The 26,355-nt window shown below is 51.2% G+C and carries 23 protein-coding genes; 18 read left to right on the top strand and 5 right to left on the bottom strand.

Annotated features, from left to right (window positions below):
- Positions 1-3 precede the first annotated feature (3 nt).
- Positions 4-345, bottom strand: coding sequence for an ArsR/SmtB family transcription factor (locus AC1RVX_RS26570; protein ID WP_493219600.1), 342 nt, complete (start codon positions 343-345; stop codon positions 4-6).
- 168 nt (positions 346-513) lie between these two features.
- Here AC1RVX_RS26570 and AC1RVX_RS26565 point away from each other — a divergent pair, with 168 nt between their 5' ends.
- Genes AC1RVX_RS26565 through AC1RVX_RS26555 form a run of 3 tightly spaced genes read left to right on the top strand, consistent with a single transcriptional unit; the run spans position 514 to position 5,002 of the window.
- Positions 514-1,578 (top strand): efflux RND transporter periplasmic adaptor subunit, encoded by a 1,065-nt coding sequence (locus AC1RVX_RS26565; protein ID WP_493219599.1) that lies wholly within the window; start codon positions 514-516, stop codon positions 1,576-1,578.
- An 8-nt stretch (positions 1,579-1,586) separates the two neighbouring features.
- A complete protein-coding gene (locus AC1RVX_RS26560) occupies positions 1,587-4,796 on the top strand; it encodes an efflux RND transporter permease subunit (RefSeq protein WP_493219598.1) in 3,210 nt (1,069 codons plus the stop codon).
- Positions 4,793-5,002, top strand: a complete 210-nt coding sequence (locus tag AC1RVX_RS26555; RefSeq protein ID WP_493219597.1) for a YgaP family membrane protein — start codon at positions 4,793-4,795, stop codon at positions 5,000-5,002. The genes AC1RVX_RS26560 and AC1RVX_RS26555 overlap by 4 nt, the downstream gene beginning before the upstream one ends.
- Before the next feature lie 3 nt (positions 5,003-5,005).
- Here AC1RVX_RS26555 and AC1RVX_RS26550 read toward each other — a convergent pair whose 3' ends face one another.
- Both AC1RVX_RS26550 and AC1RVX_RS26545 read right to left on the bottom strand, forming a co-directional pair.
- A complete protein-coding gene (locus tag AC1RVX_RS26550) occupies positions 5,006-5,311 on the bottom strand; it encodes a hypothetical protein (protein WP_493219596.1) in 306 nt (101 codons plus the stop codon).
- Positions 5,312-5,440: 129 nt separating this feature from the next.
- Positions 5,441-6,151: a queuosine precursor transporter gene (locus AC1RVX_RS26545; RefSeq protein ID WP_493219595.1), complete on the bottom strand. Its 711-nt coding sequence runs from the start codon at positions 6,149-6,151 to the stop codon at positions 5,441-5,443.
- Positions 6,152-6,348: 197 nt separating this feature from the next.
- Here AC1RVX_RS26545 and AC1RVX_RS26540 point away from each other — a divergent pair, with 197 nt between their 5' ends.
- The gene (locus AC1RVX_RS26540) at positions 6,349-7,638 is read left to right on the top strand and encodes a cyclic di-GMP phosphodiesterase (RefSeq protein WP_493219594.1); all 1,290 of its coding nucleotides are present in this window, start codon (positions 6,349-6,351) and stop codon (positions 7,636-7,638) included.
- 46 nt (positions 7,639-7,684) lie between these two features.
- Here AC1RVX_RS26540 and AC1RVX_RS26535 read toward each other — a convergent pair whose 3' ends face one another.
- Positions 7,685-8,338 carry a GntR family transcriptional regulator gene (locus AC1RVX_RS26535; RefSeq protein WP_493219593.1) on the bottom strand — a complete coding sequence of 218 codons (654 nt, stop codon included), beginning with the start codon at positions 8,336-8,338 and terminating at the stop codon, positions 7,685-7,687.
- Positions 8,339-8,533: 195 nt separating this feature from the next.
- Between AC1RVX_RS26535 and dctP the strand changes: the two genes are divergently transcribed.
- From dctP to AC1RVX_RS26480, 11 genes are read left to right on the top strand one after another with little or no spacing between them, the layout of a single operon-like run.
- Entirely contained in the window at positions 8,534-9,562 is a 1,029-nt protein-coding gene (dctP, locus tag AC1RVX_RS26530; protein WP_493219592.1) for a TRAP transporter substrate-binding protein DctP, read from the top strand.
- Positions 9,559-10,113, top strand: coding sequence for a TRAP transporter small permease (locus tag AC1RVX_RS26525; RefSeq protein ID WP_493219591.1), 555 nt, complete (start codon positions 9,559-9,561; stop codon positions 10,111-10,113). Before dctP ends, AC1RVX_RS26525 begins: the two co-directional genes overlap by 4 nt.
- On the top strand, positions 10,110-11,459 hold the full coding sequence (locus AC1RVX_RS26520) for a TRAP transporter large permease (protein WP_493219590.1): 1,350 nt from the start codon (positions 10,110-10,112) through the stop codon (positions 11,457-11,459). The genes AC1RVX_RS26525 and AC1RVX_RS26520 overlap by 4 nt, the downstream gene beginning before the upstream one ends.
- Positions 11,459-13,123 (top strand): malonate decarboxylase subunit alpha, encoded by a 1,665-nt coding sequence (gene mdcA, locus AC1RVX_RS26515; protein WP_493219589.1) that lies wholly within the window; start codon positions 11,459-11,461, stop codon positions 13,121-13,123. The genes AC1RVX_RS26520 and mdcA overlap by 1 nt, the downstream gene beginning before the upstream one ends.
- Before the next feature lie 8 nt (positions 13,124-13,131).
- Entirely contained in the window at positions 13,132-13,446 is a 315-nt protein-coding gene (mdcC, locus tag AC1RVX_RS26510) for a malonate decarboxylase acyl carrier protein (RefSeq protein ID WP_493219588.1), read from the top strand.
- Complete coding sequence (locus AC1RVX_RS26505; protein WP_493219587.1) at positions 13,443-14,360, top strand: biotin-independent malonate decarboxylase subunit beta; 918 nt, start codon at positions 13,443-13,445, stop codon at positions 14,358-14,360. The genes mdcC and AC1RVX_RS26505 overlap by 4 nt, the downstream gene beginning before the upstream one ends.
- On the top strand, positions 14,360-15,070 hold the full coding sequence (gene mdcE, locus AC1RVX_RS26500; protein WP_493219586.1) for a biotin-independent malonate decarboxylase subunit gamma: 711 nt from the start codon (positions 14,360-14,362) through the stop codon (positions 15,068-15,070). Before AC1RVX_RS26505 ends, mdcE begins: the two co-directional genes overlap by 1 nt.
- Positions 15,071-15,073: 3 nt before the next feature.
- Positions 15,074-15,766 (top strand): malonate decarboxylase holo-[acyl-carrier-protein] synthase, encoded by a 693-nt coding sequence (mdcG, locus tag AC1RVX_RS26495; RefSeq protein WP_493219585.1) that lies wholly within the window; start codon positions 15,074-15,076, stop codon positions 15,764-15,766.
- Complete coding sequence (gene mdcB, locus AC1RVX_RS26490; protein ID WP_493219584.1) at positions 15,760-16,689, top strand: triphosphoribosyl-dephospho-CoA synthase MdcB; 930 nt, start codon at positions 15,760-15,762, stop codon at positions 16,687-16,689. The genes mdcG and mdcB overlap by 7 nt, the downstream gene beginning before the upstream one ends.
- A complete protein-coding gene (locus tag AC1RVX_RS26485; RefSeq protein ID WP_493219583.1) occupies positions 16,682-17,617 on the top strand; it encodes an ACP S-malonyltransferase in 936 nt (311 codons plus the stop codon). The genes mdcB and AC1RVX_RS26485 overlap by 8 nt, the downstream gene beginning before the upstream one ends.
- A 37-nt stretch (positions 17,618-17,654) precedes the next feature.
- Positions 17,655-18,287: a carboxymuconolactone decarboxylase family protein gene (locus tag AC1RVX_RS26480; protein WP_493219582.1), complete on the top strand. Its 633-nt coding sequence runs from the start codon at positions 17,655-17,657 to the stop codon at positions 18,285-18,287.
- 96 nt (positions 18,288-18,383) lie between these two features.
- On the opposite strand, the gene infA is transcribed toward AC1RVX_RS26480, so the two are convergent.
- On the bottom strand, positions 18,384-18,647 hold the full coding sequence (infA, locus tag AC1RVX_RS26475) for a translation initiation factor IF-1 (protein WP_110258049.1): 264 nt from the start codon (positions 18,645-18,647) through the stop codon (positions 18,384-18,386).
- 560 nt (positions 18,648-19,207) lie between these two features.
- Here infA and AC1RVX_RS26470 point away from each other — a divergent pair.
- The 3 genes from AC1RVX_RS26470 (at position 19,208) to AC1RVX_RS26460 (ending at position 26,324) form a co-directional block, all read left to right on the top strand.
- Entirely contained in the window at positions 19,208-19,855 is a 648-nt protein-coding gene (locus AC1RVX_RS26470; RefSeq protein WP_493219581.1) for a c-type cytochrome, read from the top strand.
- Between the two features lie 178 nt (positions 19,856-20,033).
- Positions 20,034-24,794, top strand: a complete 4,761-nt coding sequence (locus AC1RVX_RS26465) for a response regulator (RefSeq protein ID WP_493219580.1) — start codon at positions 20,034-20,036, stop codon at positions 24,792-24,794.
- 372 nt (positions 24,795-25,166) lie between these two features.
- Positions 25,167-26,324, top strand: coding sequence for a response regulator (locus tag AC1RVX_RS26460; protein ID WP_493219579.1), 1,158 nt, complete (start codon positions 25,167-25,169; stop codon positions 26,322-26,324).
- The last annotated feature ends 31 nt before the right edge of the window (positions 26,325-26,355 follow it).

Raw genomic sequence — 26,355 nt, 5'->3', positions numbered from 1 at the left:
GAATTAACCAGTACCAGTGCGGCTACCGTTCAACAGGGCCGCCTGGGATTCAAACTGGCGCGCTACATTGCCGCATACCAGGTCACAAAGTGCATAAATGGACTGATCGGCGATATGGTAATACACCGAGGTGCCGCGCCCTTCACGTGCCACCAGGCCATGTTTTGCCAGTGTGGACAAGTGGCGCGAAACATTCGCCTGCGAGCAGGCGCAGCGTTCAGCAAGTTCGCCGACATTGTGTTCTTTTTCGCGCAGGCAGTTCAAGATACGTAAACGGGTAGGTTCAGCCAATGCCGAAAAATAATTGGCAACCTGCACCAGCGCCTGATCAGACAATCCATCCATAACAATGCAGTGTGAGAGTGGGAATGTTTCTATCATACCCCTGGTTGAGGATATTGTACTCACTTAATTTACTATTTGCGTAATTGCGCAAATAAGAATATTATGTGCGAGTAGCTCATGCAAATGCTTTTTGCAAACAATAGCTATTCGTTAACAGAGACTTTATTCATGACTTCCAGAACACTGATTTCGTCAATTCACTTTATATCGAAGCTAGTATTTGTTTCGATTGCCATCTGCTTTGCAGCTGAAGTTGCAGCTGCTGGTCTGCAGGTGGCTGAGGTCAGGTCCAGTCATACTGCCAGCAGCGTTACTGCTGACGGTGTGGTCGAAGCAGTCAGGCAAACGGTCATTTCTGCGCAGGTATCAGGTGCTATCACTGAATTGCCGGTCAAGGCCGGTGACAGTATGAAAGGCGGACAAATGCTGGTACGTCTGGATGGCCGTGCTGCCAGTCAGCAGGCCCATGCCAGTCTGGCGCAGGTTGAGGCTGCGCGTGCCAGCTTGCAGGTGGCAAGCAAAGATTTCGAACGTCAAAAACAGTTATTTGTCCGTCAATACATCAGTCAGGCTCAGCTTGACCGCGCCGAAGCACAATTTAAGTCTGCCACCGCCGATGCCAACGCACAAATCGCCCAAGCCAGTGCAGTGCAAACACAATCAGGCTTTTATAACCTGACAGCCCCTTATGCAGGTCGCATTGCTGATGTTTATATCAGTGAGGGCGATATGGTGACGCCGGGCAAGGCATTGATGTCAGTGTTTGACCCTACCGCGTTGCGTGTTACAGCAACACTGCCACAAGCACAACTGGCCAGTCTGGCGAACGGACAGTCTGTCAGTATTGAGATACCTGGCTTGCCACAGACACAGCGCGTTATCAAGGTTGATAAATTCATTGTATTGCCCGTGACGGATGCTGGTACCCATACCGTACAACTGCGCTTCGATTTACCTGCTGTGAACGGACTTGCCCCCGGCATGTTTGCACGGCTGCAATTGCCGGTGCAGGCTTTGGGTAAAGATGACAATGCACGCTTGTATGTTCCTGTGAGGGCGGTGTTGCGCCGGGCCGAGCTGTACGGCGTATATGTCGTGAACCAACAGGGCAAGGCCCTGCTCAGACAAATTAAACCTGGCCCAGTGAGCGGAGATGAACAAGAGGTGCTGGCTGGCGTTGCTGCAGGTGAAAAAGTTGTGCTCAATCCTTTGGTCGCTGCCCAATCTCGCTAAAGATATCTATGTCCAAACAATTGGGATTCTCTGGCCGTATTGCGCAATTTTTCCAGATGGCGCAAATTACTCCCTTGCTGGCTCTGGTGGCATTTTTGCTCGGCGTATTCGCCGTCATTGTCACGCCGCGTGAAGAAGAACCGCAAATCAATGTGACGATGGCGAATGTGCTGATACCTTTTCCTGGTGCATCAGTCAAACAGGTCGAGCAGCAAGTTGCCATACCCACTGAACAGGTGCTGGGCCAAATCGCCAATGTCGAACATGTGGCGTCCGTATCGCGGCCAGGCATGGCCATCATGACCGTGCAATTTGAAGTGGGCGTGCCGCGCACCGAAGCATTGGTGCGTTTGTATGACGTGGTGCACAGTAACCGTGACTGGTTCCCCGCCAAATTGGGTACACTGGAAGCCATTGTCAAACCGAAAGGCATCGACGACGTACCCATCGTGGCATTGACCTTGTGGAGCAAGAATCAGCAGAGCGCCGCCTATGATCTGGAACGTGTTGCCCACAGCATAGAAGCTGAACTCAAGCGTGTGAAAGGCACGCGTGAAATCAGCACCACAGGTGGCCCTGGTCGCGCCATTCGTATTGAACTTGATCCGGCCAAACTGGCGGCGAATGGCCTGACAGTAACCGATCTGCAAAACAGTCTGCAAGCCGTCAATCTGGGTTTGCCGGTTGGTGAATTGACGCACGCCAACCAAAGCATTGCCATCGATGCTGGTCCATTTTTGCATGACGCACAAGCTGTGTCAGAAGTCGTGGTCAGCGTCAAAGCTGGCAAGCCTGTCTTCATGAGTGATATCGCCAAAATTGAAGGCGGACCATTGCCTGCTACTTCTTATGTCTGGCACGGGCAAACGGGCAAGGAGGCTGCTGAATACCCAGCAGTGACCATCGCCGTCAGTAAACAACCAGGTCAGAATGCCGTCGCCGTTGCTGATGCTGTCAAACAGCGCGTTGAGGAATTGCGCAATACCCTTATACCCGAAGGTGTGGAAGTCAGTATGACCCGCAATTATGGTCAAACCGCTGACGACAAGGCAAAAAAGCTCATACAGAAGTTATTGTTTGCTACGGCTTCTGTAGTGGCGCTGGTGTTTATTGTATTGGGGCGACGTGAAGCAGCGATTGTCGGTATGGCAGTCATACTGACTTTGACCGTGACTTTGTTTGCGTCCTGGGCATGGGGCTTTACCCTGAACCGGGTGTCCCTGTTCGCGCTCATTTTTTCCATAGGCATCCTGGTGGATGATGCGATCGTCGTCGTCGAAAACATACACCGGCATCAGGCACTGTTCCCGAATAAGTCACTGACCGAAATCATACCCGGTGCCGTCGATGAGGTCGGTGGGCCAACCATATTGGCGACATTGACGGTAATTGCCGCGTTGTTGCCTATGGCCTTTGTCAGCGGTCTCATGGGTCCTTATATGAGCCCCATCCCCATCAATGCCAGCATGGGTATGCTGCTGTCGCTGGCTATAGCCTTTATCGTCACCCCATGGCTTGCGCGCATCTGGATGAAGCATGGCCATGGTGTACGTGAAAGTAAATTGCAGAAAAAGCTTGGCAGCCTATTTGCCAAGGTCTTTCGTCCCTTCCTGGATGAGCGCAAGGGACGAGCGAATGGCTGGAAGCTGGCTCTGGGTATATTCGCACTGATTGCCATCTCGGTCATCTTACCGGTATTCGGCTGGGTGCAACTGAAGATGCTGCCTTTCGATAACAAATCAGAATTTCAGGTGGTGGTCGATATGCCTGCCGGTACGCCAGTAGAAAAAACAGCAGCGGTATTGCGTGAACTGGGAGCTTATTTGTCCACGGTGCCTGAAGTAGCAGATTATCAGGCCTATGCCGGTGTCGCTGCACCCATCAATTTCAATGGCCTGGTGCGCCAGTATTATTTGCGCTCTGGCGGTGATGTCGGTGATTTGCAGGTGAACCTGGTGGATAAACATCATCGTTCGGAGCAAAGTCATCTCATCGCCAGCCGCCTGCGCCCGGCCTTGCAGGAAATTGGCAGGCGCTATGCTGCAAATGTCAAAGTGGTGGAAGTACCGCCTGGTCCACCGGTGCTGGCTCCCATCGTGGCAGAAATTTATGGCCCTACAGATGAAGGCAGGCGACAGGTTGCCAAAGCCGTGCGTGCTGTGTTCAATAAAACTGCTGGTGTGGTCGATGTTGATGACAGCAGTATCATCAATGCGCCAAGAAAAATCTTGCTGGTAGACCAGCGCAAGGCAGCGGTCCTGGGCATCAGTCAGGCTAATATCGTCACCACGCTACGTGCAGGGTTAAATGGCGATGCAGCCAGCTATTTGCATGATGAAAGCAAATATGCGACCGCCATACAATTGCAATTGCCGGTTACTGAGCAAGGTAATCTGGATAGCCTGTTAAGCCTGAGTGTCAAGTCTGCACAAGGGAAACTGGTGCCAGTACGTGAGCTGGCTAACATCTCTGACACCCTGCGCGAGCAGCCAGTGTTTCATAAAGATGGTCTGGCAGTGAATTATGTTGTTGCTGATATGGCAGGTGCAATAGATAGTCCCTTGTACGGCATGTTTGCCATGCGTAGCGATATTAAGAAAATCATCGCCCCTGACGGTGGCAAACTGAATGAATTTTTTATTCACACGCCATCCGATCCCTATCGCGGTTTCAGCCTGAAATGGGATGGCGAGTGGAAGATCACATTTGAAACCTTCCGTGATATGGGGGCCGCTTATGGGGTTGGCCTGATACTGATTTACTTGCTGGTGGTGGCGCAATTTGGTTCTTACCTGACGCCCTTGATCATCATGGCACCTATACCTTTGACCATCATCGGCGTGATGCCGGGTCACGCCTTGCTGGGGGCGCAATATACAGCCACCAGCATGATAGGCATGATCGCCCTGGCAGGCATCATCGTCAGGAATTCAATTTTACTGGTGGATTTCATCCACGTGCAGAAGGCAGCTGGCATGGCTTTTAAAGACGCCATTGTCAGTTCAGCCATCACGCGGGCCCAGCCAATTGCGCTGACCGGTTTTGCCGCCATGTTGGGTGCCTTCTTCATTCTCGATGATCCTATCTTCAATGGCCTCGCGATTTCGCTGATTTTTGGCATTTTTGTATCGACCTTACTCACCCTGGTGGTCATACCACTGCTGTACTACAGCGCGTATAAAAACCACCCTGATTTTCAACAAGGAGCTTCATCATGACTAGCTGGCAAATTGTTCGTATCGTTGCAGGTTGCTTCATTCTTTTTAGCCTGGTATTGGGCATACCTGGCAGCCCACTGTTTGTGAATCAGTGGTGGCTGGCCTTTACGGCTTTTGTAGGAATTAATTTATTGCAGAGCGGCATCACAAAATGGTGCCTGATGGAAAGCATCTTACGTAAGCTGGGCGTACGTCCGGGTAATTGAAGCTTAACCCTTAATAGAAAAATGAATGCGGGAATTCGGCGCGGCCAGTTTGTCTTCCAGGCGTCGTCCCGGATCTTTACGCCGGCCCTGCAATTTGCGGGTATTCAGCAAGATTGCCTGTTGTTTTTCGCGGCGGTCGGCGCGGCGCCTGCCATCGTTCTGACGACGATCAACTTCTGGCCACGTGCTTTCTTCAGTCGCAGTGCCACCTGCCTGCGCATGTGAGGCAGGCTGACGATGTTGCTGTGTGGTGTTTTGCGGCGTTTCAGCTGCCTGCTCAAACAAACGAAATACTTTTAAAGGAAACATGGCCTAAGTGCCTGTAAATATGACTCTCAACACTTAGAACGGTAAAACTGAGTAAAACTTTAGAAAATGCCGGTAAATTGGTTTAATTGTGATTAAACCAATTTTTCCGTAATGAAATTGTTTGACGCTTTATATCTTCAACTGGAAAGGAGTGAAATTGGTATCCGTGTCGTAATAATCTTCATTTTCCATGCGTTTCAAGAAGGCCACAACCTTGTAGGTTACCGGTGTCATCACGACTTCCCAGCCAGTTTTCAAAATGTATTGTGCCACCATGACCGTGACCAACTGGTGGTCTGACCAGATGCCATAAAAGGCAATCACATAAAACATGCTGGAATCCACAAATTCGCCACAGATGGTAGAACCTATGGTGCGCATCCATAGCTGTTTGCCCTGCATGGCGACCTTCATTTTGGCCATCACATAACTGTTTACAAAGCTGCCACACCAGAATGCAGTAATGGAGCCGAGTATGATCCTGGGTGTATTTCCAAAAACGGCGCTCAGGTGGGTCTGGTATTCGGTATTGAACGGGTCTGCTGCGGGTGTCAATGACAGCACGACAATGGACATGATGGCAGCAAACAACAGCGCTCCGAAACCTGCCCAGATGACGCGCCGGTCACGGCCATAGCCATATACTTCAGTCAGGATGTCACCAAAAATATAGGAAATCGGGAAAAACAATACACCGGCACCAAAAGTGACCGTTCCGAGTATGGGTAAAGTGACCTGGGCTGCCTTGGCCGCGCCGATCAGATTGGAACACAGCAGGATGGTGACGAAAGCAGCCATCACAAAATCGTAGTATTTATAACTGGCAATTGAGCGGGTCATAAGGGATGTCCTGAAATGGGCAAAAAATTCCCGATTGAAAATATTGTCATAGCCTGCAGATTTGGAAGATGTTGCACAGCATAATCCTGTAGTCTGAGTGAACTTGTCAACCTTGAATCTATATAGATTGAAAATGAAACCTGTCCTGAAACCAGCATTTGTTAGAATGTCCTCATTTTAGCTTTACAAGAATTTTCATGTGCGCAACTCCGATTACCGTTGATGTTCCAATTGAGCAATTGTGCATAGGTTTATATGTACACTTGGATGTGTCATGGCTGGAACATTCATTTGCTTTAAATAGTTTCAAGATCAAAACTCAGGAAGAGATTGATGCCATCAGGCAGTTGGGCCTGACCACGGTCAGGGTCAATCCGGCAAGGTCTGATAACCGGCCTTTGCCACCACAGCCTAAGAAGGCTGCCTCAACCCCGCCACCAGTGCAGCAGCAGAGCCCTGAAGAATTGGCCCTGATACAGGAAAAGAAAGCACGCATAGACCGGCTGGTGGCGCAGCGTACGGCTGTTGCCCAGTGTGAGAAAGAATTGCTGAAAGCAGCCACCACCTTAAAGAATATTACCAAAAACCTGTTTTCCCGCCCGCAAGAATCTGTACGCGAGGCTGACCAGATGATTCAGCAAATGCTGGATTCGCTGCTGCTAGATAAAGACATTGCCATTCACCTCATGAATGACAAGATTGTTGGGGAAGAAACTTATTATCACTCCCTGAATGTCGGTGTGCTGACCATGATGCTGGCAAAAGAACTGGCTTTTTCTCCTGAAGACATCAAACTGATGGGGATGGCATGCCTGTTCCACGACATAGGTAAGGTAGAAATACCTGATCGCATAGTGCATAAAGCTTTTGGCCTGACCAAGGCCGAACAGAATCTTTTGCAGATGCATTGTCACTACGGCCAGCAGATTGCCGAAAAAATTGGCTTGTCCAAAGGTGTGGCTGATATCATCATGCAACATCATGAGCATGTGGATGGCAGTGGCTACCCGCAGCAATTGAAGGGGAACAGCATTTCTCCCCTCGCGCGAATTGTCGCCATCGTCAATACCTATGATAACTTGTGCAACCGGCCCAATCCAGCCGATTCACTCAGCCCTTATGAAGCCATGTCCTATATGTTTGCCCAGTTGCGCAAACAGTTCGATGCGCCAGCGCTGAACATCTTCATTCGCTGCATGGGTGTGTATCCACCGGGTACCATTGTCAAGCTCAGCGATGGTACTTTGGGTATGGTGATTGCAGTTAATTCTGGTAAGCCACTGCGCCCCAGTGTACTGATATACGACCCCAGCGTTCCCAAGTCCGAGGCCATCATTCTTGACTTGATACACGAACCTACCCTGGACATCAGCTCCAGCCTCAAGCCTGGCCAGTTGTCACCAGAAGTATATGAATACCTGAGTCCACGTAAGCGTATGACGTATTTCTTTGATACACAAAAGGCAGATAACCAGCGTCGGCCATAGGCTGGATTTTAAGAGTTTGTTGCGCGTTATTTTCAGTTGACGATATTTATGCTGATTGCCGTGACAGTGAAGCGATCAAATCAGCAAAGCGCTGGCCCTGTATCATGATATGCCCACGCAACAAATTCGCTGTCAATTCTGCTTCGCCCTGCAAGATGGCTTGCACCACCTGGTCGTGTTCATTATAGGAATTGGCGATACGGTCACGTACTCTCAATTGAAGGCGGCGGTAAGGGCGCAGGCGGCGGTGCAGATTCATGGCCTGTGTTTCCAGGAAATCATTGTGACTACCGTGATAAATCAGGTAGTGAAAGACTTCATTCTTGTAAAAATATTCATCAGGGTCTTCGGCATCACGAGCATCCTTGCAGGCTTCATGGGCGGCTTTTAAATCTGCCTGTTCCTGTTTTGACATGCGGCGCGCTGCCATGCGGCCACACATGGCTTCAAATTCTGCCATGACTTCAAACATTTCTACCAGTTGCTGCGGACTGATGGTCGCAACCTGGGCACCGCGTCGTGGACGCATTTCTATAATACCCATGGAAGCCAGTTGTATCAGGGCTTCACGTATCGGCGTTCGGGATACACCAAAGCGCTCTGCCAGTTCGGTTTCATCCAGATGATGACCAGGCTGGAGTTGTCCTGTTGCTATCAATTCTTCTATCTCTTCTCGCAAACTGGCGGAGCGGTTTTTCATTTTTTGGGCACATCAATATAAATCGTCTATCTAGTATATATTCAAGTTGACTTTGAATGCAAAATATAAGATCTTGTATACAAGACGACTAAAAAAGCATACAAGACAGAAATTCTGGCAAGATATGCAAGACGCAGGGCAAGATAGAAACTTGCCAAAAAGAGATGTCTCATCCATAAAACCTTAGGAGTAATCATGTCGCAAGTGAAGAGAAGAACAGTCTTACAAGCCCTGAGTCTTGCCCCATTGGCTGCAGCATGGTCGCCATTAACCGCCTGGGCGCAAAACACGACGCTGAAAATTTCACACCAATTCCCTGGCGGTACCCTGGAAGAGGGGGATTTTCGTGACCGGCTGTGTCGCATGTTTGCGGCAGAAGTGCAAAAGCGCAGTAAGGGCAGCCTGAAGTTTGAAATTTATCCCGGTTCTTCACTGATGAAGACCAATGCGCAGTTTTCTTCCATGCGCAAAGGGGCTCTGGATTTGTCTTTAGTTCCTTTGTCGTATGCAGGTGGTGAAGTACCCGAAGTGAATATCGGCCTCATGCCTGGCCTGGTACCTTCTTATGAAATTGGCGCAGCCTGGAAGAATGCCGAAGTCGGCAAGGAACTCAATAAACTCTTGCTGGACAAGGGCATCGTTGTGGTCAGCTGGATCTGGCAAGCTGGCGGTGTGGCATCGCGCACCAAGGCGGTGGTGGAGCCGGATGATGTCAAGGGTATGAAGATACGTGGCGGATCACGCGAAGTGGATCTGGTATTGAAAGCTGCCGGAGCTGCCGTGGTATCCCTGCCTTCAAATGAGATTTATGCAGCCATGCAAACGGGGGCGATGGAAGCCGCCATGACATCATCGACTTCACTCATGTCTTTCCGTCTGGAAGAAGTATCCAAATTCCTGACCAGTGGTCGCGGCCAAAGCTACTGGTATATGTTTGAACCGCTGATGATGTCAAAAACGATTTTTGACAAACTGCCTAAAGATCAGCAAAACATTATCATGACCGTGGGTGCCGAACTGGAAGCCTTCGCCATCAAGGCAGCCAAACAGGACGATATTGCTGTAGCCGCTGTGTATGAAAAGAAAGGCGCCAAGGTAGTTGACCTGAATGCAGCCACCGTCAAAAAGTGGCAGGCAATTGCCCGTACAACAGCCTGGAAGGATTATGCTGACAAAAGTGAAAACTGCGCCAAATTGCTGAAACTGGCGGAGAAATTATTATGAGTCATGGCTTTGAGATGGAAGCACCCAAGGGGCCTCCAGTTCCTGACAACGCCCAGATAGCTGTGCTGGCTAAAATACTGGCATGGCTGAATAAGATTATCGTTAACATATCCATGTTTGCCATGCTGTTGACCGCCTTTATCCTCACGTATTCTGTCATCACACGTTATCTGTTCAAGGTGCCGACAGATTGGCAGGATGAAGCTTCGGTCTTCATGTTGATAGGTGTGACTTTCTTTTCTGCAGCTTACGTCCAGTCGTATCGCGGACATATAGGTATAGAGGTATTGGCATCGATATTGCCGCCATCTATCAACCGCTTACGTCTGTTGATGGTGGATATCATCAGTGGGGCTTTTTGCCTGTTCTTTTCCTGGAAGTCCTGGACCCTGTTCCATGAAGCCTGGGTAGATGGACAAACCACCTCATCGACCTTTGCACCACCACTGTGGATACCGTATGCCATGATGGCAGCGGGCATGACGCTGCTGTCGCTGCAAATCGTTGTTCAGGTACTGGCTGCCATCACAGCCAAGAGGAGAGCAGCATGAGTCCGCTTACCCTTGGCGTTTTATATGGCATTGTGACACTGGTCGTGATGTTTTCCGGCATGCCCATCGCTTTTGCTTTAGGTGTGGTGGCCACCGGCTTCATGTATTTTTTCATGCCTGCTGCATCACTCGATACCATTACCCAGAACGTGTATGAAGAAATGGCATCGATCACCTTGCTGTCGATACCGTTATTCATTTTAAAAGGGGCGGCCATTGGCAAATCGCCAGCCGGACGTGACCTGTATTCTGCCATCCATGCCTGGCTACACAAGGTGCCGGGTGGCCTGGGTATAGCCAATGTCTTTGCCTGCGCCATGTTTGCGGCAATGGCGGGTTCTTCACCTGCAACCTGTTCTGCTATTGGCTCTGCTGGTATTCCGGAAATGCGCAGGCGCGGTTATTCGCCAGGTTTTGCGGCAGGCATCATCGCTGCCGGTGGTACCTTGGGTATTTTACTGCCGCCGTCGATTACCATGATCCTGTATGCCGTCGCTGCTGAACAGTCGCTAGGTCGTTTGTTTCTGGCAGGCATAGGTCCCGGAGTCTTACTGGTTATTTTGTTCTCTGGCTATGCCGTGTATCGTGCGCGTCGTGAATATGCAGTCGCCTATCAGGCTTACCAGCAGGGCGGCGTCAAATCGGCGTACCTGGAAGAAGAGCATTTCACACTTGCGCAAAAAGTCGAAATGCTGCCGCGCGTACTTCCCTTCGTCATCTTGCTCATCGGTGTCATGGTGGCGCTGTATGGCGGCTACGCCACACCTTCAGAGACTGCTGGCCTGGGTGCTTTGCTGGCCATGGTGCTGATCGCTATCGTGTACGGTGTGTGGCGACCAAAAGATATTTCACCTTTCATCACTTCGACCATCAAAGAATCAACGATGCTGTTGTTTATCATAGGCATGTCGCTGCTGTATTCTTATGTAATGAGTTATCTGCACATCAGCCAGTCGGCCGCGCAGTGGGTGGTTGACCTGCACTTGAGTAAATGGATGTTGTTGACGGTGATCTTGCTGATGGTGGTGGTGTTTGGTTTCTTCCTGCCACCAGTATCGATTATCCTGATGATGTGCCCCATCATCTTGCCGCCATTGAAGGTGGCCGGGTTTGACCTGATCTGGTTTGGTGTGGTCATGACCATCGTCATGGAAATGGGGCTGATACATCCACCAGTGGGTTTGAATATTTTTGTCATCAAGAATATTGCGCCGGATATACCCTTGAAGGATATCATCTGGGGTGTCATGCCTTTTCTGTTGTTAATGCTTGTGGCCGTGATTTTGTTATGCGTATTCCCGCACATCGCGACTGCATTTCCTGATGCCTTGATGGGAGTGAAATAATGACCGCGCTCGGTCGCTGGAACACCCTGCAAACCAACCGTCAGCAGCGCCTGCAACGGGCAGCCGATGCGCTGGGCAATGAATTGCAGGGCAAGATATTTCCGCAGCAGCGCATAGGCGACTGCCTGCATGCGGTATTGGAAGCAGGTGACCGGGTTTGCCTGGAAGGTAATAACCAGAAGCAGGCCGATTTTTTGGCCAAGGCACTGACCAGGCTGGACCCGACACGTGTCCACGATTTGCATATGCTGCTATCCGTACTGGCTTTGCCGGAACATCTGGATGTGTTCGATAAAGGCATTGCCAATAAACTGGATTTTTCTTTTTCTGGCCCGCAGGCAGCACGCCTGGCGAAGCTGGCATCGGCAGGCAAATTGAATATTGGTGCCATCCATACTTATCTGGAATTGTATGCGCGCTATTTCGTTGACCTGACACCACGGGTGGCACTCGTGGCTGCACAGTCAGCTGATCGGGCAGGCAACTTATATACTGGTCCCAATACCGAAGATACGCCGACGATTGTTGAAGCCACGGCATTCAAATCAGGTATCGTGATTGCCCAGGTCAATGAAATAGTCGATGTCTTGCCGCGTGTCGATATCCCTGCAGGCTGGGTGGATTTTGTAGTACAGGCACCGACACCACATTACATAGAACCACTGTTCACCCGTGACCCGGCTTTGATTTCCGAGATACAGGTCTTGATGGCAATGATGGCTATCAAGGGTATCTATGCTGAATATGAAGTGAAACGCCTCAACCACGGCATAGGCTTTGATACCGCCGCCATAGAATTGTTATTGCCTACCTATGCAGCTTCGCTGGGTCTGAAAGGCAAGATCGCCAGCCACTGGGCGCTGAACCCGCATCCGGCGTTGATACCTGCGATAGAGGCAGGCTTTGTTGAGTCCGTGCATTCTTTTGGATCTGAATTGGGCATGGAAGATTATATCCGTGCGCGGCCTGATGTCTTTTTTGTTGGTGCCGACGGTTCCATGCGCAGCAACCGCGCGCTGTCACAGGCGGCAGGGCATTATGCCTGCGATATGTTTATCGGCTCCACACTGCAAATTGATCTCCAGGGTAATTCGTCGACAGCAACACTGGGTCGTATAGCCGGTTTTGGTGGTGCGCCAAATATGGGGGCAGATGCACGTGGCCGTCGCCATGCCAGTCCTGCGTGGTTAAAAGCAGGGCGCGAGGCACGCGCAGGCAGCAATCAGATACCACGTGGGCAAAAGCTGGTAGTGCAAATGGTCGAGACTTTCCGTGAACACATGCAACCCGCCTTTGTAGAAAAACTCGATGCCTGGCAATTGGCAGAACAAGCCAATATGGCCATACCACCAGTCATGATTTATGGTGACGATGTAACGCACATCCTGACCGAAGAAGGCATAGCCAACCTGCTCTTGTGTCGCAGCGAAGAAGAACGTGAACAAGCCATACGTGGAGTGGCTGGCTATACACCAGTTGGCTTGGCACGCGATCAGCGCATGGTAGAAAACCTGCGTGACCGTGGCATCATCAAGCGTGCAGAAGACATGGGCATAGACAAGCGCATGGCCACACGTGATCTGCTGGCCGCAAAAAACATGAAAGACCTGGTACGTGCGTCGGCAGGTTTATACCAACCGCCAAAACGTTTCAGGAACTGGTAAGGATCATCATGGAAACTTTGTTATACCGTTTCGAACACGGACAACGCAAACTGGGTGCAGTACCGCAACTGGTTGGTGTGGTCAGTTCAGGTAATCTGGAAGTGCTGGTGCAGTCACTGGATTTGCAGTCGGCTTGCGAAATAGAAATCAGTACAGCAGCGACTGGCTTTGGCGCTATCTGGCAAGCAGTAATGACCGACTTTAACCAGCGCTGGCAACTGGCGGACTGCCGCATCGCCATCAACGACATGGGCGCAACCCCGGCAGTAGTCAGCCTGCGCATGGATCAGGCGATAGAAGCCTGTCTGGAGCAAAACAAATGAGCAGCTATCTGGAAGCAACGGCCAGGCAAAGGTTGGCTGCCCTGATCAGTGATTTCACAGAATTTTTGCCACCAGCCAAACAATGGACCAGCCCGCATCTGCCACAATTGAATGCCCCGGTTTCTTTTGATGATGGCGTCATCGTTGGTCGTGGCACGCTGGACGGAAAAGTCGTCTATGTCGCCGCGCAGGAAGGCGGCTTCATGGGTGGCGCAGTGGGTGAAGTGCATGGTGCCAAGCTGGTGGGCCTCATGCGTGCTGCCATCATCCAAAAGCCGCAGGCGCTGGTACTGCTGGCAGAATCGGGCGGTGTGCGCCTGCACGAAGCCAATGCAGGGCTGATAGCCGTGTCAGAAGTCATGCGTGCCTTGCTGGCCGTGCGTGCCGCAGGCATACCTGTCATTGTCGTCATCGGTGGCAGCAATGGCTGCTTTGGTGGCATGGGCATAGTCTCGCGCTGCGCGAATGTTATCATCATGTCGGAAGAAGCACGGCTGGCCATGTCTGGCCCCGAAGTCATAGAAACCGCCAATGGCGTTGAAGAATTTGACTCACGCGACCGCGCCCTGGTATGGCGCACCACAGGTGGAAAACACCGCTACCTGCTGGGTGATTGTCAGATGCTGGTGTCTGACGATGATGCGACGTTCAAGGCCGCGATAGCACAAGCCATGCAACAGTACTCGCATACTGAAGTCGCGCTCAGCCTGACTGAATTGGAAGCAGAACAGCGCATGCTGACCGAGCGTCTGCAAGATTTTGGTGACAAGAAAGAACCTATGGACATCTGGTCGGCCATGGGTGTCAGACAGCCAGAAGAGCTGGCCATGCTCGATACACAGACTTTCTTGCAACTGACAGCAGGGCTCCGGCAAAACAAGCACTACTATGCTGACACGGATGGAGCACAATAATGGATAGCATGCAATTGTTGGGGCAATTATTCCCGCAAGGCCATCAGATTACTATCGTCGATGATTTCATATCTGGTGCCGCAGAATTCGATGGGCAGACCATCAGCGTGATTGGTACCAGCGGCCATACACCGATAGGTGTGGAGATCGCACTGGCGCAGGCCAGGGCCGTACTGGCGACTGTGCGTGACTTTCCGCAAAGACCAATACTCTTGCTGGTGGATACCCAGGGCCAGCGCCTGCGCCATCGCGATGAGATGCTGGGCATCAACAGCTATATGGCACATCTGGGTAAATGCCTGGAACTGGCGAGACAGTCAGGTCACAAGATCATTGCCCTGGTCTATGAGCAGGCACTGTCTGGTGGTTTCATCACCAGCGGCATGATGGCCGACGTCTGCTATGCCTTGCCAGAAGCAACCATACGCGTCATGGGCTTGCCTGCCATGGCGCGCATCACCAAGGTGGCAGAAGACAGATTGACTGAGCTGGCGCAGGATAATCCGGTATTTGCCCCCGGGCCAAAAAATTATGAACGCATGGGTGGCGTACAAGCCATTTGGGAAGGCGATCTGGCAGTATGCCTGCGCACAGCATTGGCGCAGGCCGACGCACGCGATCAACGTAGCGAGCTGGGGCAGCAACGTGATGGTCGCCGCATGGCGCAGCAGGTGATCGACGCCATACTGTTGCAAGCTCAAGAAGATTAAAACATGGATGGTATGGCGCAATACCAAAGGCATGACCTGGTCTGGCTATCTGATGAAGCCTGGGCTGCAGTGTTGCAAACATCAGCAACACCGGACCTGCTCAGACAGTGGCAACAGCAGGAATGGCCCGCCGTGGTGACACGCCGTCACCCTTATGTGGCAGAAGATGAAATCTGCATAGGTTTTCCCTTGCCACCTGTAGATGGCCACAAGCCAAGGTTCGCCGCCATCGCGAAGGTGGAACACATTGCTGTCCACCAATCTGCCTTGTCTTTGCATACCGCACTTGCGGTTGCCCCCATTACCTGGCAGGCTGCATTGCAGAGTCTGCATCAGCAGGCATTAATGGCCGGTATCAAGCTGCGTGTCTATGGTTCTCTGGCGATGCAGTTTTTAACTGGACAAAACTATCTGAGTGAGACATCTGACATCGACATCCTGTTTCGTCCATTTCATCAGGCGCAATTGCGTGCTGGTCTGACTTTGCTGCAAGAATTTCAACAAATATTGCCGCTGGATGGAGAGGTGGTGTTTCCTGGTGAAGCCGCAGTTGCCTGGAAAGAATGGGCATTGCCTGCCCATACAGAACAGGAATTCAGTCAGCAACGTGTCATTGTCAAAGACATGCGCAGCGCTAGTTTACGCACCCGGCAGAGTTTGCTAACGCATTTACCAGAAGGTGATTTACGATGCTGACGCAATGCCAAACAATTGCTGATTCCGGTTTGCCGTTGCGACGAAGCGCGAAAGAGTCAGGTCAGCAATATCCCTGTGCGCAGCAAATCGCCAGACTGGCAGTACGCAGCCTGTATGCCGAACTGGCCCTCTATCCCAAACCTGGCCTGGTATCCCTGCGTGATAGTGGCAGCCATCATGACATGGACGCAGCATGTTTCATGCGCAGTCTGTTTTCGTTACGCCATTATTTCAAGGCCATTGCGATCGCGGGTGCGCAGGGGGCAGACTTTCAGACATTGAAGCTGTTAGGCATTGCAGCAGAGCAGCGCATGTTGCTGGCGACCTGCGGCATCAATACCCATCGCGGTGCCATCTTTGCACTGGGTATGCTCAGTGCTGCTGCCGCTTATTGCCTTTCCCGTGGCGAGGCAACGACCGCTGTAGCATTACGTCAAACCATTATCTCGCAATGGGGACAGGCGCTGAGCATGCATAGTGCACCACCAGTAAGTGAGAAGCACAGTCATGGTCAGCAGGCAGCCAAGCAGTATGCCGCCAGCGGTGCAAGGGAAGAAGCTGCTCTGGGTTTCCCGTCCATCTTCGAACTTGCCCTGCCCCGATTGCAGCAAAGCCTGCACGAAGGCCGCAGCCTGTATCTGGCGCAGGTGGATAGTTTCTTTACCTTGATGGCACACATCAGTGACACCAATCTGTATCACCGTGGTGGTACCGAAGGTATTGCCTATGCAAGGAATGCCGCGCAACAGTTTCTGGATCACGGTGCTACATCCAACCCCCAATGGCTGCACATGGCAGAGTACTGCCATCAGCAATTCATTGCGCGCAGGCTTTCACCCGGTGGCGCAGCAGACATGCTGGCCGCAACCTGCTTTGTACATTATTGTGCAGAGGTATTTTCTGTCAACACTGGTCATGAATAAATTCGCCCTGCTTTGCCCAGGGCAGGGTGCACAATCAGCGCAGATGTTTGCCCTTGCCAATCAGCATGCCGGTGCTGCCCGTTTTGTACAGGACGTGTTAAAGCGAACCATTGATCAGAAAACGCTTGCAGATGTGTTGTCGTCGACAGAACGTTTGTTTGAAAACCGCTATGCCCAGCCCTTGCTGGTTGCCGCGACTCTGGCAAATTGGCTGGCGCTAAGGGAGCACTTTCCCATACCGGACCTGGTTGCCGGTTATAGTGTGGGCGAGGTTGCTGCTCATGCCGTCAGCGGCAGTGTGGAGGTACATACTGCGCTGGAACTGGCAACGGCACGGGCAGCCCTGATGCAGACATGCGTGCAGGCACCGCAACGCATGTTGGCCGTGTCTGGCATCGCTATTGCAGATATTCAGCATTTCGCTGGCAGTCATGATTTGCATGTCGCCATCATCACGGCAGATAACAAGGCCATCATCGCTGGTCTGGCAGAACATATCAACGCTGCCATGCCAGAAATATTGACCTTGCCAGGACATGACATTACTTGCACCGAAATTGCCGTGCACATCGCTTCACATACACCTTTGATGCTGGCTGCAGTCCCCGGCTTTGCACAATTGCTGGCAGATACCAGCATGCACAATACCGACATAGCCGTGCTGGCCGGTATTACCGGTGAGACTGTCACCACGGCGGCAGCTATACGCAGCAGCTTGCTGGCTCAAATGACGCACACCATACAATGGCATGCCTGCATGGATGCACTGGCAGAAAACGGCATCCGCTTTGCGCTGGAGCTGGGCCCAGGCTCTGCCTTGTCAAAAATGCTGCAGGCACGCTATCCGCAAATTGCCTGCCGTTCAGTAGCAGATTTCCGCAGTCTTGAAGGCCTTATCCAGTGGGGACAACGCCAGCGGGAGAATTGAAAATTTTTGAACGTAGAACACATCCTCAGGAGTCAGCATGAAACGTATTACACTCGTCTCCATCTTCATTCCCTTTATTTTCGCCATGACTATCAATACCCTGGCCCAGGCCGCCGAACGTCTGCCTACCATCCCACCGTCGCAATATACGGAAGAACAGAAAAAAGCTGCTGAAGAATTTCTGGCGACACGCAAGGTGCCGGTATTCGGCCCCTTCGAGCCACTGATGCACAGCCCGCAAGTCATGACACAGGCACGTGCCATGGGAGATTATCTGCGTTATCAGTCCGCACTTGGTACCACACTCAGCGAGCTGGTGATACTGATCACCGCACGCGAATGGTCACAAGATTATGAATGGTATGTGCACCACCCCATCGCTTTGAAGGCAGGTATCAAACCCGAAATTACTGCAGCCATTGCCGATGGCAGACGCCCGGTTGGCATGACTGAGGATGAAGAAATTGTGTATGACTTTTCTACTGAGTTGCACAAGAACAAACGCGTATCAGACCGTACTTATGCACGGGCAGAAAAACGTTTTGGCAATAAGGGGATAGTTGATCTGACAGGCATTAACGCCTATTACACGTTGCTGGCGATGCAGATGAATGTGGCACAGTACCAGCTGCCAAAAGATGGGAAAAAATTGGTACGTTTTCCGGAATGATGCTTGTTACATCCCTCTTGAAGAGGTAGGTGATTCCAGGAAAAAAAATATGGGGCCAATGCCCCATATTTTTCACATCTGCCAGCTTAGCTGCTATCAGTAACGACGACGTTGCTGACCACCACCTGATGGACCGCGCGTTTCAATATGGCGGAAAGTAATTCTGCCCTTGCTCAAATCATACGGTGACAATTCCAGCGTCACCTTGTCACCGGCCAGAATGCGTATGTGATGCTGACGCATTTTGCCGGACGTGTAAGCGATCAGCTTGTGACCGTTTTCCAGATTCACACGAAAACGTGAATCGGGCAGCACTTCTTCAACTTGACCACTCATTTCCAACAGTTCTTCTTTTGCCATGGGTTTTTCATCTTCATAGTAGGTGAGACAACAGCACACAGACTGTGTCACAAATGAACAGATGATCGCAATCATCTGCAAGGGAATACGGTGAACTCGCTGGCAATCCCACCTTTCAGGCAAGAAAACCGGTGCATCGAGTGTGAAGTAGGCTGTGCTCCCGAGGCTGTGGCCATCAGGTCATCACAGTGCGTAGATACAAAGGCAGATAAGGTAGTGCAAAAGGCAACGAATCTTTTTTCGCCGCTGGCTGCCGGTGTAGCAAATACAGAAACCCGGCTTTTTCAGGTGCACGAAATTCAGTTATACGAGGATTATACTCTCTTACACCAGTTTGCCGGCATTTGCTTGCAGATCGTCAATAAAAGAATAAAATTGATATCAATTTATTATTGAAACATGCTTGCCCATTCAGGTACACCAGCTTGACGCATATCAATTACGGTCGTATTTGCAATTTCCCCTGCTATCCATCCTTATAGAATGATTGGCGATGGTTTTGCCCATTGAGGCAAGGACACCATCTCAACAACGCCGTCATCCCAGGTCTGGAGGTATTCATGCAATTCCAATCACAAATCCGTACTCGGTTGCGTACCTTGATGCTGGCAAGTAGTTTGCTATTGCTCAGCGGCACTTGCCTGGCCCAGGTTTCACCGCTGGATGCACGCATGAAAAAGGTTCTGGCTGACCATGCGGCAAGCAGCCTATCCGTTACTGCGGCAAAGAAAGTCACTTTCTTCTGTGATGTCTGTCATGGCGTCAACGGCAGTAGCGTCAAAGGTGATGTTCCTAATCTGGCCGGACAAAATCCCAGTTATTTGCTGACACAGATAGACAAATTTTCACGCGGCCAGCGGCAAGAAAAATTCATGGAAGGTCTGATGAAGTTGCTGACTGAAGAAGACCGCATCAACGTGGCCATCTTTTACTCAGGCAAAACCATAGAGCCGGCCGGCAAGGAAGTTTCCTTGACAGGACAGGCGCTTTACACTGCCCGATGTGCCATATGCCACGCTGAACATGCCCATGGCAATGAAACGACTCCAAGGCTCGCGGGGCAGCAAATCGAATACCTGAAAAAATCCATCAAACGTTATCGCGATAGAACCGGTGAACGCATCTACGAACCGATGAGCGCCAGTACCTATAGTTTGAAAGAAGGCGAGATACAGGCATTGGTTACGTATTTGTCGAGTTTGAAATAAATTGTCCTGAGTACGTTTTACTCATAGCCCGGACCTGTAACTGTTGGAGACGGAGTAGCGTTACCTTTGGCTATTTTGTTGCTTTTTTGAAATTGTCAGGTGTAGCTCCGAAAAGCTGTTGCGTAGCATAAATCTATGTGATACGGTGCCTTTTTATTAATAGATTTCTGATTCTATTATGAGAAGCCGTCGAATCACTATACGGCGTGCATTGATCACGCGCGTATCTATATTGATAGTCTTTTTGCTGATTATTTTTGCTTTCAGCGCCATTAAATTCATTATCACTCCTGCTGTGACTGCGCTGGCAAAATCGCAGATGTCGCAAGCCAGTAGCGAACTCGATGCAAGGGTCAAGCAATTGTTTGGCATGGTTGAAACCACCTTGCGCACCAGCCGGGATTGGGGCGAACGAGGTTTGCTGGATGTTGATGACTTACCCACTTTCAATAATTACTTATTTTCTGTCATCGCCAATCATGCCGAGATCAGCTCGGCGTTGATCGCTACCGAATCCGGGCGCGAAATTCTCTTGTTGCTGAATGAGGACGGTACCTGGGTCAATCGCATCAGTGATCCCGAACATTTTGGCAAAAAAACTTACTGGCTTAGTTGGGATAAACAGTATCACCTGACCAGGGTTGAAATGCGTGAACGCGATTATGATGCGCGCCAGCGTCCATGGTTCAAAGCAGCGATGGCTTTGGGCAATGACGACCAGATTGCCTGGACATCTCCATATATTTTCTTTACCACCAAGGAACCGGGCATTACAGCCGCGATGCGCTGGACTGCACGCAATGGTACCCGTTATGTCATCAGTCATGATGTCAAATTACTCAGTCTGTCGCGTTTTACGACCAAGGTAGTTGCCGGCAGCAGCGGCATAGGTGTGATCTTGAATCCAGATGGCCGCATCATGGGCTTGCCGAAAGATGCGCGCTTCAAGGACGATAGCAGTCTCAAGGCTAGCATTTTGCAACCTGTTACGGACTTGGGGGTTGCGCCGCTGGCCAAGGGTTTGCTGCGTTGGCACGATATCAGCAACAAGCCTGATGAGTTATTGCGCTATGACGTCGATGGGCGTGCCTGGTATAGTTTATTCCGGCCATTTTCCATAGGGCAGAATGAAGTCTGGCTCGGCGTGGTCGCGCCGGAAGAAGATTTTGTTCCCGGTAGTCGCTCTGATTTCCAGGTGTTGATAGAACTGGCGTTGGCAGTCATGTTGGCTGGTGCGTTGATGGCGGCATGGATAGCGCGCCAGTTTGTTGGCCCCCTGGAACGTCTGACTTCAGACAGCCGCCGTATTGGGCAACTGGATCTGGAGCAACCCGTGCAGTCAGATGGGCGCTGGCTGGAGATCTGGCAATTGGGTGAAGCGCAGGAATCCATGCGCAAAATGCTGCGTGATGCGACCCGACGTCTGGCCGACGCCAATAGCAACTTGGAAACCAAAGTTACCGAGCGCACGGAAGAGCTGGAAATGAGCCGGGCTGAATTGGCGCGGCGCGAACAGTTTTTTCGTGCGATTTTTGATTATGCACCGGTTGGTATTCTCAATGTGGCAGAGGATGGTCACCGCGAAGCGAATCAGGCATTTGCAGATTTCATCGGCTATGAATTGAATGCCTTGCCCAATGTGGCGCCGGGTCATCTGGTGGCTGCTGAAGACAGGGCCATGGTGTTTGAATCAGCTGCGAAATTGCAGCAAGGGGCCAACACGCAACGATTGGAAGCACGTTATATACATCGTGACGGCAGCTATCGCTGGGCCGACGTCAGCCTGTCTGCCGTGCGGGATGAGGCGGGCAATTACACTTCGACGATAGTGATTGCGATTGACATGACACAGCGCAAACAGGCAGAGACCGCTTTGGAAAGTGCACGCGCCCAAGCCGAAGCAACCAAACGCCAGTTGGTCGCCATGTCAGATGCCTTGCCCCTGGCCATGTTCCAAATGGAAGTCAGTGCCGATGGCAAGCGTCGTTACAATTTCATCAGTAGCCGTGTAGAGCAAGTGCTGGGTGTGACAGCGGCAGAATTGATGCAGGATGCAGACGCACGTTGGCGTAATATTCTTCCTGAAGATGTTGAAGCGGCAACAAAAGCATTGAGCGAAAGCTCACAAAAAGTGAAGGAGGGCGTAGCCACTGCAACTGGTGAGTTGCTAGTGCGGGTGCAGGGGGCAAGTGGTTTGCGTTGGGTGCTAACTACAGCCTACGCCGATACACTCAATGCCAACGGTTCACTGATCTGGAATGGCTATAGTCAGGACGTGACTGAACGCAAGCATGCTGAAGATGCGATCAAAGATAGCGAAGCCTACAACAAATTATTGTTCCAGGATTCTTATGTGCCTATGGTGATCTTTGACCCCGTACTTAGAAAATTTGTTGACTGCAACCAGGCAGCAGTCGAGATTTATGGCCATGAAAGCAGGGATAAATTACTGCGGATGAATACACTGGATGTATCTGCACCGACTCAATATGATGGTCGTCCTTCAGCAGTGGTTGCAGGTGAATACATAGCACTCGCCCTGGTGCAGCGTAAAGCCGTATTTGAATGGTTGCATCAACGACCAAACGGGGAGCAGTGGGATGCGCAGGTGCATCTGATGGTGTTCGTGCATCAGGGAAGACAATTGTTCCAGTTCACTCTGATCGATATTACAGAGCGAAAACGGGCGCAGGCGGCGGCGCAAAAATCCAAGGAAATCGCAGAAGATGCCACGCGCATGAAATCCGATTTTCTTGCCAATATGAGTCACGAAATACGCACGCCCATGAATGCCATCATAGGTATGAGCCATCTCGCCCTCAAGACCGAACTGACACCGCGTCAACGTGATTATCTGGAGAAAATACAATTATCAGGCAAACATTTGTTGGGCATCATCAATGACGTGCTGGATTTTTCCAAGATAGAAGCTGGCAAATTGAGTGTGGAGCAGACAGATTTCAATCTGGAGCAATTGCTCGACAACGTCGCCAATCTGATTGTAGAAAAAGCTACGGCCAAAGGTCTGGAACTGGTGTTTGACGTTAGCAAGGATGTTCCCGTCAATCTGATAGGTGACAGTCTCAGGCTTGGACAGATATTGATCAACTATGCCAATAATGCCGTCAAGTTCACCGAGCGCGGTGAAATTGATATCGTCATTCGTCTGCAAGAGCAGGATGATGACAGCGTGCTCCTGTATTTCGCCGTCAAGGACACAGGTATAGGTTTAACAGAGCAGCAGATATCACAGCTATTCCAGAGCTTCCAGCAAGCGGATGCGTCCACTACCAGAAAATACGGTGGCACGGGTCTGGGCCTGGCCATTTCCAAGCAACTGGCGCAATTGATGGGCGGAGAAGTCGGTGTCGAAAGTGAGCATGGTCAGGGCTCGACCTTTTGGTTTACTGCCAGGCTTGGCAAAGGTAATGTGATTGAGCGCAGCCTGTTGCCAGAACCAGATTTACGCGGAAAACGTATTCTGGTGGTCGACGACAATGACAGTGCACGCACCGTGCTGACAGAGTCGCTCGATTCCATGACCTTCATTACAGGTTCTGCTGAATCGGGCGAACGGGCTCTGTACATGTTGCAGGATGCTGCAAAGCAGGGGCAGCCTTATGATGTGGTGATGCTGGACTGGCAGATGCCAGGCCTGGACGGTATCGGTACCGCCCGCGGTATTCGCGCTCTGCAATTGCAGAATGAACCCAAGCTGGCCATGGTGACTGCTTACGGTCGCGACGAAGTCTTAAAGCAGACCCAGGATGCGGGTATAGAACATGTACTCATCAAGCCGGTCAATCCTTCCGTCTTGTTTGATACCTTGATACGTTTGTTGGGCGGTGTATATGCCGAAGATCGAGAAAAATTAGATAATGGCATTGCACACGGTATAGAAGCACTAAGTGTGATTCGTGGTGCCCGTATCTTGCTGGCAGAAGACAATGAATTGAATCAACAAGTTGCTTGTGAATTGCTGGCTGACGTAGGTTTCGTCGTCGAAGTTGCGGACAATGGCAGTATTGCTTTAAATATGGCGCAACAGAATGCGTATGACCTCATTTTAATGGACATGCAAATGCCGGAAATGGATGGTGTTGAAGCCACTAAGCGCTTGCGAGCCTTGCCTGCGCTGGCAGACCTGCCCGTTGTCGCCATGACCGCCAATGCCATGCAGGCTGATAAAGATCGCTGTCTGGGGGCAGGCATGAATGACTTCGTCAGCAAACCAATAGAGCCGGATGATCTGTGGCGTGTGCTGTTGCGCTGGATTAAGCCGCGTGTTGCCAACCAGGCGACCACTGCAGTACATGCGACGGACGCACCAGCGGGCTTTCCAGATCAGATAGAAGGACTGGACGTGCCAGCTGGCTTACGCCGTGTATTGGGCAAGCATGCCCGCTACCTGACCATGCTACGCGGCTTTGTCAACAGCCAGGCCGATGTCACCCTGCAAATTCGAACCTGCGTGCAGCAGGGGGACCTGGCAACAGCGGAACGCCTGGCCCACACTCTCAAAGGTCTTGCCGGCAATATTGGAGCCACCAGCTTGCAAGAGATCAGTGGCGACCTGGAGCTGGCGCTGCGCTCGGCACAGCCAGCAGAACAGTTATTGATGGAAGTAGAGGCAAGACTGGCGCGCCAGATGGCTGCCATCCAGGATAAATTGCCGCCAGAAGAACCAAAAATTGCCTTGGTAGCAGACATGGCAAAATTCAAGTTGATCAGTGATGAACTGGCGGCATTACTCGCGGACGATAATGCCAAAGCCGAAAAAATTCTGGAACAGCACGAAGCGATGCTGGAAGCAGCTTTGCCAGCACGTTTCAAACAAATTTCTGAATTGATACGACAGTTTGATTATGAACAGGCATTGCTGGTGTTGAACGAAGCACGTGTGCCGGTATCAAATGTGCAGACCAGCGATACAGAATAGAACTCATTTCATCAATAGGGGGTGAGATGCGTTTGCCTCATAACGTGGGTTGGCAAGGGTAAGTCTATGGATGAGGCAGTCAATAGCGGTGCTATTGATAACGAGTCGAATTGTTCATCCCTTGCAGTCCAGCACGCGTTATGAGGCAAACCCTTCGTGAGCTGGCCGCATTGACAATTCGCGGGCGTATTGCAGCGTAAGGTTGTCACATTCCGCTTACTAAGGCACTAGCCTTAGCTGCAAGTGTCACCATTACGCCTTGCACTGCATCCGGAATCGCCTTACTCGCACTCATCCCTATTGATGAAATGAGTTCTAAATAACAGCAAGTCCGGCGCGTTTGTCGCCGTTTTCGAACACAGGAGCGATGAAATGATTAATCTGGAAGCTGGCTTGCCCAAGCCAACCATACTGGTGGTGGATGACACACCACAAAACCTGTCTGTCATGAATGATTTGCTGCAGGATGACTATGTTGTCAAAGTTGCGCCCAGTGGCGCCCGGGCGCTAAAGGTAGCGCGCTCTGACGCCCCGCCAGATTTGATACTGCTCGATATCATGATGCCGGACATGGATGGCTATGAAGTCTGTCGCCAGCTCAAGGCCGACCCACAAACCCGCGATATTCCAGTGATTTTCCTGACCGCCAAAGCAGAGCAGGATGACGAACGCCACGGATTCGAAATCGGTGCCGTCGATTACATCACCAAACCCATCAGCCCATCCATCGTCCTGGCCAGGGTGAAAACTCATCTTGCCTTAAAAGCGTCTGCCGATTTCTTGCGTGACCAAAATGAGTTCCTGGAACAGGAAGTCGCCCGCCGTACTGAGGAAACCAGAGCGATTCAGGATGCCACCATACTGATGATGGCATCGCTGGCAGAAACCCGTGACAATGAAACTGGCAACCATATCCTGCGTACACAGTTTTACGTCAAAGTCCTGGCAGAGAAATTGCAGAGCCATCCGCGTTTTTCTGCTTTCTTGACTACGTCCACCATAGATTTGCTGTTCAAGTCTGCGCCCTTACATGACATCGGTAAGGTTGGCATCCCTGATCGCATCTTGCTCAAGCCTGGTAAATTCGATGTCGCTGAATTTGAAATCATGAAAACCCATGCTGCGTTGGGGCGTGATGCCATCGTGCAGGCAGAACGCAGACTGGGTTACAAGGTAGCATTCCTGGATTTTGCCAAAGAGATCGCCTATTCGCATCAGGAAAAATGGGACGGCAGCGGCTACCCGCAAGGTCTGGCCGGTGATGGCATTCCGGTGTCTGCCCGGTTGATGGCGCTGGCCGATGTGTATGACGCATTGATCAGTCGGCGTGTCTACAAACCTGCCATGACGCACGAAAAAGCAGTGGAAATCATCAGCGAAGGCCGTGGCAAGCATTTTGATCCCGACATGGTCGATGCCTTCCTGCAGATACAGGAAGATTTTCGGGCGATCGCCACCCGTTATACCGATAGCGATGCTGATATCCAGGACCAGCAAAACCGGCTTGAATGGATCGCCGAACAACCCTGATATCAGTACTCAATTTTCAGCGCCATAATGG

The organism is Undibacterium sp. GW821-FHT11B02 (assembly GCF_058808955.1).
Note: the sequence above shows the minus strand (reverse complement) of the source record. Positions and strands in the feature narration are given on the sequence as shown.